Source organism: Acinetobacter sp. SW-226 (assembly GCF_055632855.1).
Genome location: NZ_CM145752.1, coordinates 1630029 through 1642215, shown reverse-complemented (window position 1 = coordinate 1642215; position 12187 = coordinate 1630029). Strand labels below are relative to the sequence as shown.

The 12187-nt window shown below is 40.5% G+C and carries 15 protein-coding genes; all 15 read right to left on the bottom strand.

Translation table 11 applies throughout. The features are described 5' to 3' along the window. Positions 1 to 21 precede the first annotated feature (21 nt). The gene (locus tag ACZ8ZH_RS07940) at positions 22 to 591 is read right to left on the bottom strand and encodes a type II secretion system protein (RefSeq protein WP_110973937.1); all 570 of its coding nucleotides are present in this window, start codon (positions 589 to 591) and stop codon (positions 22 to 24) included. A 12-nt stretch (positions 592 to 603) separates the two neighbouring features. Then, a complete protein-coding gene (locus ACZ8ZH_RS07935) occupies positions 604 to 1218 on the bottom strand; it encodes a TetR/AcrR family transcriptional regulator (protein WP_110973936.1) in 615 nt (204 codons plus the stop codon). Positions 1219 to 1264: 46 nt separating this feature from the next. Continuing rightward, on the bottom strand, positions 1265 to 2038 hold the full coding sequence (locus ACZ8ZH_RS07930) for a TatD family hydrolase (protein ID WP_110973935.1): 774 nt from the start codon (positions 2036 to 2038) through the stop codon (positions 1265 to 1267). A gap of 26 nt (positions 2039 to 2064) precedes the next feature. Then, positions 2065 to 2406 (bottom strand): PilZ domain-containing protein, encoded by a 342-nt coding sequence (locus ACZ8ZH_RS07925; protein ID WP_086210141.1) that lies wholly within the window; start codon positions 2404 to 2406, stop codon positions 2065 to 2067. A gap of 14 nt (positions 2407 to 2420) precedes the next feature. Continuing rightward, positions 2421 to 3404, bottom strand: a complete 984-nt coding sequence (locus ACZ8ZH_RS07920) for a DNA polymerase III subunit delta' C-terminal domain-containing protein (RefSeq protein ID WP_110973933.1) — start codon at positions 3402 to 3404, stop codon at positions 2421 to 2423. 19 nt (positions 3405 to 3423) lie between these two features. Continuing rightward, positions 3424 to 4185, bottom strand: coding sequence for a 3-deoxy-manno-octulosonate cytidylyltransferase (gene kdsB / locus ACZ8ZH_RS07915; protein WP_110973932.1), 762 nt, complete (start codon positions 4183 to 4185; stop codon positions 3424 to 3426). Between the two features lie 8 nt (positions 4186 to 4193). Next, on the bottom strand, positions 4194 to 5198 hold the full coding sequence (gene lpxK, locus ACZ8ZH_RS07910) for a tetraacyldisaccharide 4'-kinase (RefSeq protein ID WP_110973931.1): 1005 nt from the start codon (positions 5196 to 5198) through the stop codon (positions 4194 to 4196). Positions 5199 to 5201: 3 nt separating this feature from the next. Then, positions 5202 to 6929, bottom strand: a complete 1728-nt coding sequence (gene msbA, locus ACZ8ZH_RS07905) for a lipid A export permease/ATP-binding protein MsbA (RefSeq protein WP_470247901.1) — start codon at positions 6927 to 6929, stop codon at positions 5202 to 5204. Then, positions 6929 to 7351 carry an ExbD/TolR family protein gene (locus ACZ8ZH_RS07900; RefSeq protein ID WP_086210146.1) on the bottom strand — a complete coding sequence of 141 codons (423 nt, stop codon included), beginning with the start codon at positions 7349 to 7351 and terminating at the stop codon, positions 6929 to 6931. Before ACZ8ZH_RS07900 ends, msbA begins: the two co-directional genes overlap by 1 nt. A gap of 8 nt (positions 7352 to 7359) precedes the next feature. Beyond that, positions 7360 to 8010, bottom strand: coding sequence for a MotA/TolQ/ExbB proton channel family protein (locus ACZ8ZH_RS07895; RefSeq protein ID WP_470247900.1), 651 nt, complete (start codon positions 8008 to 8010; stop codon positions 7360 to 7362). Positions 8011 to 8046: 36 nt separating this feature from the next. Continuing rightward, on the bottom strand, positions 8047 to 8934 hold the full coding sequence (locus tag ACZ8ZH_RS07890; protein WP_086210148.1) for a ParB/RepB/Spo0J family partition protein: 888 nt from the start codon (positions 8932 to 8934) through the stop codon (positions 8047 to 8049). After that, positions 8931 to 9713, bottom strand: a complete 783-nt coding sequence (locus ACZ8ZH_RS07885; protein ID WP_086210149.1) for a ParA family protein — start codon at positions 9711 to 9713, stop codon at positions 8931 to 8933. Before ACZ8ZH_RS07885 ends, ACZ8ZH_RS07890 begins: the two co-directional genes overlap by 4 nt. A 24-nt stretch (positions 9714 to 9737) precedes the next feature. Next, positions 9738 to 10370: a 16S rRNA (guanine(527)-N(7))-methyltransferase RsmG gene (rsmG, locus tag ACZ8ZH_RS07880; RefSeq protein ID WP_119063420.1), complete on the bottom strand. Its 633-nt coding sequence runs from the start codon at positions 10368 to 10370 to the stop codon at positions 9738 to 9740. A gap of 84 nt (positions 10371 to 10454) precedes the next feature. After that, positions 10455 to 11144, bottom strand: a complete 690-nt coding sequence (murU, locus tag ACZ8ZH_RS07875) for an N-acetylmuramate alpha-1-phosphate uridylyltransferase MurU (protein ID WP_119063419.1) — start codon at positions 11142 to 11144, stop codon at positions 10455 to 10457. Then, positions 11141 to 12154 (bottom strand): aminoglycoside phosphotransferase family protein, encoded by a 1014-nt coding sequence (locus ACZ8ZH_RS07870; protein WP_119063418.1) that lies wholly within the window; start codon positions 12152 to 12154, stop codon positions 11141 to 11143. Before ACZ8ZH_RS07870 ends, murU begins: the two co-directional genes overlap by 4 nt. Positions 12155 to 12187: the final 33 nt, after the last annotated feature.

The window sequence follows — 12187 nt, the reverse complement described above, 5'->3', positions numbered from 1 at the left end:
TGCAGGCGATGTTGTAAACTTTTAGCTCGCATTAATCTTACCTAAATGATCAATTTCAATTTCCGCCCCCACTGGTTCATTCGCATAATAAAATTGAATGCGTACAGGCTTAGCCTCCCCATTTCCCAGCCAAATCAATTTAGGGGCATTTTCTTGGATTAAATCATTATTTCCCGCTTTCGAAGCGTCATAATCTAAAGATTGCACTGCGAAAGAAACATTCTTGGCTAAAACTTGCTGAGGAAACTCTGTATATGCTTGCCACTTTTGCTGATTTTGCATCGTATTATTTTGTTGTGGTGTAAAAGCTGTTAGTTGTGGATTTTTATATTCAATCACATTATATGAAAAATCGGCGACATCAGTTGCAGGATGAATTTCTAATGCCAACACACGTGCCTGATCATTGGCTTCGCGTGCAATTTTCTGCACATCCATTATGAAAAAATCACGGGCTTGCGCCGCTTTACGTTGATCAACCCCATTGATATTCAACATCACCAATGATGCCATAATGGCCATAATCACAATCACCACCATCAATTCAACCAGTGTAAATCCTTGAATCCTTGAAGGTGGTTTCTGTTTCATAGATCTAATCCGCTAAGCAAAATATCCCGCGGCACCCATTTGTTTAGGCATCGCCAAAGCTTGGTCAATATAAGCAACACGCAAGGTATCACGCGAACCCAAATAACGTTGATAAAAACTAGAGTTTAAAATGGCTGCCGCACCATGCGTTAAAGACCAAATAGAAGCCAAATAATCGCGTACCGTCATTTGGCTGTCGATCGACTCTAAATACCGCTCCGTCATACGAATAATCAAACGCAAACGTTGCTTACGCACCTGATAAAGCTCGGTAAATAAATGATAGATCCCAACACCAGTGGTCGATAATCGCTCTTCGATTTGGTGAAATAACACCGTCCGTTCAGGATGATGCAAATGATGAAGCATAAAGAAAGCTAAATGTTCAGGGAACTGCTTATCCGTGTCCTGAATCATTTCAAGCAACATGCGCTCATTACGAATAATAAGCAACATATACAGTTCATCTTTACTTTGAAAATGCTTATAAAGCGTACCTTTTGCCAGATCCAATTCTGCTGCCAATGCATCAAGGGTCATTCCTGCTTCGCCATTTTCTAAAAGCAACTGTTCAGCCACTTGAAAAATTAACGCTTCTCTCGCTCGAAACTGAGCCTGACGATCCATCTTCACCCTATCACTCTCTTATACGCTTTTATCGTTTCAATTTTATTTACTTCATCTTGAGAAGGTTTTCAAAATTCTGCGTTGTGATGAAAGCCATCTCTTCCAAGGACTTATCATATACGTCTGCCAAGGCTTTTGCTACATAAGGAACGTACTTTGGTTCATTAGACTTTCCTCTATACGGCATAGGCGCTAAATAGGGGCTATCCGTTTCAATCAAGAGGCGATCTAAAGGAACTTGTTTTGCAACATCACGCAGGTCTTGCGCATTTTTGAAAGAGACAATACCTGAAAATGACACATAATAACCACAATCTAAAACTGCCTTGGCTGTTTCCCAATCTTCAGTAAAACAATGCAAAATACCATGCGTTGATTTTTCAGCACGAATAATATCCACAGTATCTTGTTTCGCCGAACGGGTGTGCACAACAACTGGTTTTTTTACGGCTTGTGAAGCATGAATATGTCGTGCAAAACAGTCTTTTTGTTCTGCAATAAAATCTGTGCTATGAAAGTAATCAAGCCCAGTCTCACCAATCGCCCATACCTTTTCAGGTTGTGCAAGTTCAATTAAATAATCTGTACTTGCACGCGCCATAGTTTCAGGATCTTCACAAGGATGCACACCAACGCTATAACCTACATCGTTATGACGAGCCGCTATTTTTGCCAATTCAATATGGTCATCAATATCAACCGAGATGCTCATAAAGCGATGAACGCCAGCTTCACGTGCCTGCGCTAATGCTAAATCTAAACTCCCATCATAAGGCGTTAAATCCAACATGGTTAAATGGCAATGCGTATCTACAAACACAGGCGTTTCCTACTTCACTTACATAATCACATAGTGTAACTAGTTCGACCTTCAGACTTAAGACCTGCAAGCAATTTTTCCGCCTCAGATTTGTAATAAACCCCTTTCTCTCCAGAAAGCTGAATCCCAAATCCTTGAAGTTTGATTCCATTTTGTTTTTGAGAAACCCAAATAACTTTGCCCGTCAGTGGAATTTTTTGCGACTGTTCTGGCAATGTTGCCAAAACAAAGACTTCCTCGCCCAATTTCACAGGCTGCTTAGATGGAATAAACAAACCACCACCTACAACAAAAGGCATATAACTAGCATATAACGTTGCTTTATCTGGAATATTGGCTTGAATAATTCCGCCCATACGTGGTTGCATAAAATTCCCCTGTTTTAAACATCCATCAACCGAATACACAATTGGTCGAGCACTAAATTAGTTTGTACATTTTGTTCAATATATTGTTTTGACTGTTGCAGCTCAGCATAAATTGAAAACAACGTTTCAAGTGAATACTGTTCTGCTAGCACACTGAAATCCAAATCAGTGTTTTTCAACTGTTGATTTAGCTTGACACAAATCAAATCTGACAACAAGTACTCAAACATTTGAATAAAATCACTGAATGCGAGCACTTTATTCCACTTGGTCGCAATTGCCATTGGCATATTTTTATCCACCACCAACTTTTGCCAATCTTTTAAAAATTCAGCCCGTTGAGCCAACCATTCACTCTCGGATAATACAATAGCCTGCAAAGGCATGTGGTTAGATAAATTCATCAGCAAATGTAGCTGTGCTAAGTCACTATTGGGCAAATGTTGATTTAAAAATTGCTCTGCTTGTTGCGGTTGAATCCGATCCAAAGCAAAGTGTTGTAAACGACTACGAATCGTTGCAGGCAGTTTTAAATAGTGGTCTGCCAATAAGATGATAACAACACGATCACCCGGTTCTTCAAGCGTTTTTAGTAGCGCATTGGCTGATGCAATATTCAATGCTTCAGCCGGCTCAATCATAACAACACGCCAACCATCCACGGTTTGTTGTACAAAAGGCAAAAGATCACGGATTTTTTCAATTTTGATTTTGGCATTTTGCTTTTTATTGTCTTCATCTGTGGTGATGTGAACATAGTTAGGGTGTGTATCCGCCTTTAACCACTGACAACTTCCACACTCACCACAGGCTAATTGCTTAGCTTGTCGATTAGCACACAACACCCAAGCCAAAAACTGCTCAGCAAAAGTCTCTTTACCACAACCTTTTCTGCCATAAAACAATAAGCCATGACCAATATTGGGAAATCGTGTCGTCAACGTTTCCCAAACACTTTGATGCCACGGATAAATCTGCTCAGGCAGGGTTTGTTTCATGTCTAAAACCTAAGTCCAATTATGCAAAATGAGCCACATCCATGGCATTGAGTCGGTCTAAATCTTCCTGAGTATCGACACCCGGTGGTAGATTCGCTTCTGCAACATCTATCGCAATACGATGACCGTTTTCTAAAACACGTAGTTGCTCTAAGCTTTCAAGTTTTTCAAGTGACCCCATGTCCCATGTCACATACTCTTGAAGCAATTTCACACGATAAGCATACAGCCCCAAATGGCGATAGGCTTGATGATGTAAGCTTGGTTCTGCTTGTTTTGCTGCATCACGGTCATAAGGAATAGTGGCACGACTGAAATATAGTGCTTGCTTATATTTCGACATCACAACCTTAACAATACTGTCACGTTTAAACTCATCTAGATGCTGAATGGGCTCACACAAAGTCGACATTGAACAATCAACCTGAGTCTCTAAAAGCTGTGCAACTTGCTTAACTAAACTTGCAGGCAATAGCGGTTCATCACCTTGAACATTCACAATGATATCTTCGCTGGCCCAGCCCTTAATTTTTGCCACTTCACTTAGGCGGTCTGTACCAGATGGATGATCTGTCGAAGTTAACACCACATCCACCCCTTCAGCTTTACAGAGATCATAAATTCGCTGATCATCTGTTGCGACGCACAAATCATCAAAACCCTCTACCTTTTTAGCCTGATCAACCACTCGTAAAATCATTTCGCGACCATGAATTTTAAGCAAAGGTTTACCAGACAAACGTGTGCTCGCAAAGCGCGCAGGGATAACAATGTGTTTCATAAAAAACCTTAAGAAATTTTAATACCAACAGAGGCAAGTTGTTGATGCAAAGTGTCATAACATGCGGCTGACAAAACAGCATCGACAGGAACAACCCAAATATCACGAGAATAACTTGGGTTTTGTTTCAACAAAGCTAAAATTTTAACAGCATCTTTTTCAGTAGTAATGATCGGATTGGCATCATCAAAGACCAAATCTTCTAATTCATATTCATGATGATCAGCAAATTCATGACACTGGAACTGCTGCACGCCCATCCCTTCTAAAGTGCGATAAAAGCGCTGAGGAAATCCAATCCCCACCACAGCATAAAAGTCATCTTGCCGATTAAATACTTTGGCTTCAGTGCTGTTCAACAAATAAGGCTCTGCGACCTCTAAATGCATATGCATCCTATATGTAGGATGATCGGCATGCTCAATTACTGTTCCTTCATTGAGCCTTGACTTTGGTTCGCGCAAATAACCTTCAGGCAATAATTTCGCATTACCTAAACCACGATTATTATCCAACACAATCCATTCAATTTGACGGTTCAATGCCCAGTGTTGCAGACCATCATCACTAATAATTAGATCAATAGGAGAATGCGATAACAGGAGCTCTATGCTTTCTTGTCGGTTTGGTCCCACAGCCATAGGTACATCTGTTGACTGCACAATCAAAGTAGGCTCATCACCGACATATTCGGGCACCGAGTTTAAGTCTACCAGTGCTGGAAAAGGCCCTTTTGCACCATAACCACGACTAATGACTCCGACTCGAATATTTTTACTTTGCAAATAACTGACGAGATGAATCAACAGCGGTGTTTTACCACTCCCGCCTACGGTGATATTGCCAATCACCATCACAGGAACAGGAGCGGTATAGGCTTTTTTAATATTACACCGATACAGTTTTCGGTTCAGAAGAAAACCACCTCGATATAACCAAGACAAGGGTCGAAGCACAATTAACCACTTTGCCTGTGAGTTCCAAGCATCCTGAATAAACTGCGCACCTGACATGGTTTAGTTTTCCTCAAAATTACGCTGATGGAGCTGATAGTAGGCACCTTGTTTTGCAATAAGCTCGGCATGGCTACCTTGTTCTACTATACGCCCTTTATCCATCACCACAATACGGTCTGCATTTTCAATCGTCGATAAACGATGGGCAATCACAATCGTTGTACGGTCACGCATGGCTGCATCAAAAGCACGTTGAATAAAATACTCAGACTCATTATCAAGTGCACTGGTTGCCTCATCTAGAATTAATACAGGCGCGTTTTTCAAAATTGCACGAGCAATCGCAATACGTTGACGTTGTCCACCTGATAGATTAAGACCTTGTGCACCCAACTTAGTGTTATAACCTTGCGGTAATGCCATAATAAAATCATGTGCATACGCAGCTTTTGCTGCCGCAACAACCTCTTCATCAGAGGCATTTTCAAGCTGACCATAGGCAATGTTGTCACGCACAGTACGGTTAAATAAAACCACTTGTTGATTAACCATTGCAACTTGATTACGCAGACTATTGATTTCAATGTCGTATATATCTATACCATCAAATAGAATCTGGCCTGATGTCGTATCTTGGAAGCGAACCAACAAATTTACCAAAGACGTTTTACCAGCACCTGAGCGCCCCACCAGCGCAACAGTTTCACCCTCTTTTACACTGAGGTTAAAATCATGTAGAGCATGATGACCATCGGTATACACCAGATTAACATCTTTAAAGTCAATATTACCTCTTAGCGCAGGCGTTAAAGTGCCCGTATTTCTCTCTTCTGGTAAGTCTAAAATTTCAAAAACAGAATGCGCCGCAGCCATACCACGCTGAATCTTCTCATTCACATCTGTCAGTGCTTTAATCGGTTTGCTCAACATACCTGCTGCTGTAATGTAAGCCACAAATTGGCCCGCACTGGTGTCTTGCATGATTTCTGGACGCAACGCAATCCACATCACTACACTTAGCGAAATGGACATAATAAGCTGTATAATCGGACTATTTAATTGTTGTACAACCACCATTTTTAAGCCACGTCGCAAATTTTCCATAGACGTATCTTTAAAACGCTGTTGCTCATAAGTCTGACCACCAAAACCTTTGACCACCAAGTGACCATTGACTGTTTCTTGTACAACATGGTTCACATCACCCATGGTATTTTGTACTTGAATAGATAACTTACGCATACGCTTCGCAGCTTTACGAATAAGCAGACCTATCAGCGGGGCAAAAATCAAAATACATAAAGTCAAACGCCAATTGCTATAAATGAGATAGCCAAGTAAAGCAATGGTAATCAGGCCTTGTTGAACAATGGTTTTTAAGGACTCTGAAGATGCAGCCGTTAACTGCTCAACATTAAACATGATTTTTGCAGTGATATGACCACTGTTATTATCGAGATAATACTGTGAGGGCAAGCGTAATAATTTAGCAAAGACGACTTGGCGAATGTTAAAAACCAAGTTTCTTGAGATCACGGCTGTAAAATAGCCACCCATAAACAAACCTAGCCCACGAAAAAACATCACCAGTACAACCAATAATGGAAATAGCGAAGTGAAACTTTGATCACGATGCTGAATTGCCTCAATAATTTTTTCAAGCAATTTAGCGACAGAAACCTCTGTCGCTGCATTTATAGCAAAACCAATAAATACAAGAATCGCTACGCCCCAATACGGTTTTAAATAGCTCAGTAGACGTAGATAAACTTTAAAATCGTGTTTCACTAATAACCTCGGGAAGGCACTTTCGTACTAATATTGACATTTACAAATCCAAGCTGACCGGCCACATCCATTACACGAATAACATCTTGATGAGTTGCTTTAGCATCAGCAGCAATCACAAACATTAGATCACGACGGTCATTAGAAATCTGTTTAATTGCGGTATTTAATTCTGATGTATCTTTCGATGCAATCGACTGACCATTGATTGAATAGTGTCCTGTGGAATCAACAACAACTTCAATTTTATGATCAAATGTCTTGGGCGGAACTCCCTGCGCATCGGGCAAGGTTAAATTCATACGGCTAAATTGATTAAATGTTGTGGTCAGCAATAAAAACACCAAAATAAACAATAAGCAATCAATCATTGGTGTGAGGTTGATATGAATATCTTCAACTTGTGTGCGCTTGAATTTCATCGTTCACCTTAGCTCGCTTGTTTAACCACAACATCATCATGATTTTCAAGCAACGTTTCTGATTGCTTATAAAATAAAGCAGCATGAAACAAGGTCGATTGCTGTTCTAGTTCAGCAATATATTCTTGTACTAAACGCTGAAAATAGCGGTAAGCAAACAGTGCTGGAATCGCAATGAACATCCCTGCCGCTGTCGTAATCAAAGCTTTTGAAATCCCTGGAATCATCAAAGTTGGATTACTGCTGTTACCAATATCAATCATTAAGAACGACTCGATAATACCAAGTATTGTTCCTAATAAGCCTAACAACGGAGCAACAGCACTGAGTGTACCTAGAAAATTAATATTTTTTTCAAGATAGCCAATTTCCTGAGACGCTGTTGCTTCCATCTGTGCACGTGCAAACTGTTCACCTTGAGTTTTACTTTGGTAACCCACTTCCAAAATTCGCCCTAATGTTGTCGTCTGTAAATCAGACTGTTTAAGTTTAGGCAAAATGCTTTGTATGCTTTGTGATGGAGTCAAAAGTAAATCTTTAGGTAGAATCGTCGATTTTTTCAGGCGAATAAAACGCTCCAAGCTAATCGCAACAGTAAAGATTGAACAGAGTACAAGGGGAAGCATGAGCCACCCCCCTGCTTTTACCAATTCCCACATAACACTTCCCCAAGTATTTATAAATTGAAAATAAAATTATTCAGCCAAACAAATATTCAAAATACCATCCAACTCATCGAGTGAATGATAATGAATCGTGAGCTTACCTTTGCCTTGTTTATTATGATCAATTTTGACATTTGCGCTAAAACGATCCGTCAAACGTTGCGTCAACTGTTGAATATCAGGCGCAATTTCCGTTTTTTCTTTTTCTTGCTTAGGTGCATTAAAATCACGAACATATTGTTCAGTCTGACGTACAGACAAACTCTTCTCAATTACTAACTCTGCAACTTTGAGCTGATCTTTTGCCTTCAATGTTAAAATGGCACGCGCATGCCCCATATCGAGTAAACCCTGTTGCATAAAATCTTTCACAGGTTCAGCAAGACTCAATAAACGAAGTAAATTACTTACTGTGGTACGCGCCTTACCAACCGTGTCAGCGATTTCCTGATGGCTCAAGCCAAATTCATCATGAAAACGTTGTAATGCCATCGCCTGATCGACAGGGTTTAAATCTTGGCGCTGAATGTTTTCGATTAAAGCCAGTGCAATGGCAACTTGATCGCTCAAGTCCCTCACAATAGCAGGAACTTCTGTTAAGCCTGCAAGTTGCGCCGCACGCCAACGACGTTCACCCGCAATAATTTCATAAGGATGTTGTTCATTGTCAATTGGACGAATCACAATCGGTTGCATCACCCCATGTTTTTCAATAGATGCCGCTAGCTCTTGTAAGTCTTGCTCATTGATAAAACGACGTGGTTGATATGCACCGCGTTGTAATAAATGAACATCAATCTGCTTGAGTTGACCATGATCAAGCGCTTGTGCTTCAAGTTGTAATTTCTCTTTTTGGATTGAGCCAAGTAAGGCATCTAAACCACGACCTTTTGCTAGTCCACGTTTCTTAACGGTCATGCGTTACTTCCTTTTTTCACTTTGCTTTTCTTAATCATTTCAGCAGCCAAATGTAAATAAGCCACTGCGCCCTTTGAGCTTTTTTCAAAATAAATCACAGGTAAACCATGTGCTGGCGCCTCAGCCAATCGCACATTACGCGGAATGACCGTGTCATAGAGTTTCTTACCGAAGTATTGTTCTAATTCTTCAGATACATCCCGTGTCAGAGCATTACGTGCATCATACATAGTACGTAATACACCAATAATTTTTAACTCTGGGTTCAATGCTTGTTGAATACGATCAATCGTTTGTGTTAAATCAGCCAAACCTTCTAAAGCGTAGTATTCACATTGCATTGGAATCATCACACCATCCACTGCGGCCAAAGCATTGACCGTAATCAGACTTAAACTTGGTGCACAGTCTACAATGATGTAGTCAAATGCTTGTTCGACCTCTTTCAGTGCCTCGCGAAGGATAAACTCGCGACCTTCTTGCTCAGCAATCGCCAACTCTACGCCAGCCAAATCACGGTTTGCACCCAAAACTTTATAGCCAACCTCAGCTTTGGTAATTGCAGTTTCAATCGGCACTTCGCCCAGCAACACATCGGTCACTGAATATAGTAAGTCATTTTTTTGAATGCCTGAACCCATGGTCGCATTACCTTGCGAGTCCATATCAACCAATAACACCCGCTTTTTCAGTACTGCTAAAGATGCAGCCAAATTTACTGCGGTTGTGGTTTTACCAACACCACCTTTTTGGTTCGCAATCGCAATAATTTGTGCCATGACCCGCCCAATCCTTTGAATTTTTTAGATACGTTTTAATAAAAGTAAGTGGCGTTGTTCGTCCAAACGTGGAACCTTTAACGCAATAATTTCACAGCTAAATTCACCTTTAAATGCTTCGACTTCATCCTGTGGAATCAAACCTTTCATCGACGCAATAATGCTGTCTTGATGCATATATGGTTTAGATGCACTGATGAAATCCGTTAAAGATGCAAATGCGCGACTGGTAATAACATCAAACTGCCCAAGCTCGTTAATGCTCTCTTCATTCTCAACACGCGTTTGAACTGCAATTACATTGGTCAATTTTAAGTCTGCAATAAACTGCTTTAAAAAACGAATTTTTTTACCATTTGAATCAAGCAGAACACATTGACGCTCAGGTTGGCAAAGAGCAATAATCATGCCTGGCATGCCACCACCTGTCCCAATATCCAGTAAACGGCCCTGCGGTAAATCTCTTAAAATACTTAAACTATCTAATAAATGCTTTACCAGCATTTCTTTAGGATCACGAATCGCTGTTAAATTGTAGGCTTTGTTCCACAGCACAAGGGCATCTTGATACTTCAGCAATAGATTTAATGCTTCTTCACTCAAATCTAAGCCAAGCTTTTGACTACCTTGCTTTAAGTCTTGAAAAAATGGATGCATAAAGAAGACATCTCAATAAAATTAAACTGAAGTATACCGATTTCTAAGCCGTGGAACAGTAGTTAACGCTTAGTGATTATGCACTTAAACGTACTTACCTTGACGAATCTGTAGATCTAGATCACTTAATCGCTCAGGTGTGCCAACATCTACCCATGTTGCCTGCATTTTTTCAGCAGAAATTTTACCGGCCGACATCGCTTCTTTTAACAAAGGTGCCAATGGTCTCTTACCTGCGTCTAGTCCATCAAACATACGTGGATGAAGCACAGCAACACCACTATAAGTTAGCGCCTCACCCGACTGCTCTTGTTCAAAGGTATAAGCCCGTCCTTGATTTAAAATAAAATCCCCTTTGGGATGCTGCACTGGATTGGCAACAAAAACCAAATGGGCTAAATCCTCTCCCAAATCAACATTGAGTAATGATGCAAAGTCAAAAGTCGTCCAGACATCACCATTGATTAAGATAAAAGGTTGTGTACCCAAAAGTGGCAAAGCATTAATGATGCCACCTGCCGTTTCTAAACCTTCTTCCTCACGAGTCCAGCGAATATCGACCCCAAACTGTGAACCATCACCCAAAGCACCAATCAATATATTCGCCAGCCAAGCTGAATTAATCACAATTTCTGTGACCCCAATTTGTTTGAGCTTCTCAATATGCCAAACAATTAAGGGCTTGCCACCGACTTCGAGCAAGGGTTTAGGTTTATACAGTGTGAGGGGGCGCATACGGTTGCCTAGCCCTGCTGCCAAAATCATCGCCTTCATGCAACAACCTCATATTTGCCATATTTTGCTTCAAACTTCGGCATCACTTTATCGCACATAAACTGCATAAAAGGTTGTAGTTCTGCATAAGGTTTACTTTCTTCAAGTAAATACCACATCACCCGTGGTAAATCTTTGAGATAACCTGATTTGCCATCACGCTCAAATAAACGTACAAAAATGCCCAAAATTTTAATATGTCTTTGAATCGCCATTAAATCAGCATCTTGCTTAAACTGCTCAAAGTCACGCCCTTCTTTTGCTGTAGCAGGCAACAAGCCATAAAACACTTTAAACCACTGATAAACCCGCTCAGGATTCCACTGTACATATGCATCGCGTGTAATTGAAATCAGATCGTAAGTATCCGCACCAATCACCGCATCCTGAAAGTCAATCACACCTTGCTCTTGCTCATCGGCCAAAAGCATCAAATTTCGACTGTGGAAATCACGGTGCACAATCACTTGTGGCTGTGCTAAAGCAGCATTGGCTAAAATCGCAAAGGTACGTTTAATCAACGCAGATTCAGCATCGGAGGGTTTAATCTGTAAACTAGGCAGTAACCAGTCAGTCAACAGACTCATTTCCGTCATTAATTTTTCATAAGAATATGCAGGAAAATGCCCTTTACCATCAATGGATTGCAATTGAATCAACTGCTTAAAGCTCTGCTCATAATGAGCATCGACCGTATTATCATCCAACTGTGTGGACAGCAAAACATCACCAAAATCTTCAAGCAACAAGAAGCCTTGATTTAAATCTTTCGCAACAATATGCGGTACCCGAACACCATTAGCATCGAAAAATTCATCAATCGTCACAAAAGGCACACAATCTTCTTTTTCTGGTGGTGCATCCATGAGCATAAATGTTTTATTATTCAATTTGATTCTTGCATAACGACGGAAGCTTGCATCGCCTGCTAAAAAGTTAATTTCAAATTGATCTGAACCAAGTACAGATGAAATCCAAGTTTGTATCAATTGTTCACGTTGTGTATTCATTTGCGATAAATTCTAATACAGGCTGAGTTTTTA

Bases quoted from the DNA above. Each gene is read 5' to 3' on its own strand.
- ACZ8ZH_RS07870 (WP_119063418.1), bottom strand. From the start codon at position 12,154: ATGAATACACAACGTGAACAATTGATACAAACTTGGATTTCATCTGTA.
- ACZ8ZH_RS07925 (WP_086210141.1), bottom strand. From the start codon at position 2,406: ATGCAACCACGTATGGGCGGAATTATTCAAGCCAATATTCCAGATAAA.
- ACZ8ZH_RS07900 (WP_086210146.1), bottom strand. From the start codon at position 7,351: ATGAAATTCAAGCGCACACAAGTTGAAGATATTCATATCAACCTCACA.
- rsmG (WP_119063420.1), bottom strand. From the start codon at position 10,370: ATGCATCCATTTTTTCAAGACTTAAAGCAAGGTAGTCAAAAGCTTGGC.
- lpxK (WP_110973931.1), bottom strand. From the start codon at position 5,198: ATGTCAGGTGCGCAGTTTATTCAGGATGCTTGGAACTCACAGGCAAAG.
- ACZ8ZH_RS07890 (WP_086210148.1), bottom strand. From the start codon at position 8,934: ATGACCGTTAAGAAACGTGGACTAGCAAAAGGTCGTGGTTTAGATGCC.
- ACZ8ZH_RS07940 (WP_110973937.1), bottom strand. From the start codon at position 591: ATGAAACAGAAACCACCTTCAAGGATTCAAGGATTTACACTGGTTGAA.
- kdsB (WP_110973932.1), bottom strand. From the start codon at position 4,185: ATGAAACACATTGTTATCCCTGCGCGCTTTGCGAGCACACGTTTGTCT.
- ACZ8ZH_RS07920 (WP_110973933.1), bottom strand. From the start codon at position 3,404: ATGAAACAAACCCTGCCTGAGCAGATTTATCCGTGGCATCAAAGTGTT.
- murU (WP_119063419.1), bottom strand. From the start codon at position 11,144: ATGAAGGCGATGATTTTGGCAGCAGGGCTAGGCAACCGTATGCGCCCC.
- ACZ8ZH_RS07935 (WP_110973936.1), bottom strand. From the start codon at position 1,218: ATGGATCGTCAGGCTCAGTTTCGAGCGAGAGAAGCGTTAATTTTTCAA.
- ACZ8ZH_RS07885 (WP_086210149.1), bottom strand. From the start codon at position 9,713: ATGGCACAAATTATTGCGATTGCGAACCAAAAAGGTGGTGTTGGTAAA.
- ACZ8ZH_RS07895 (WP_470247900.1), bottom strand. From the start codon at position 8,010: ATGTGGGAATTGGTAAAAGCAGGGGGGTGGCTCATGCTTCCCCTTGTA.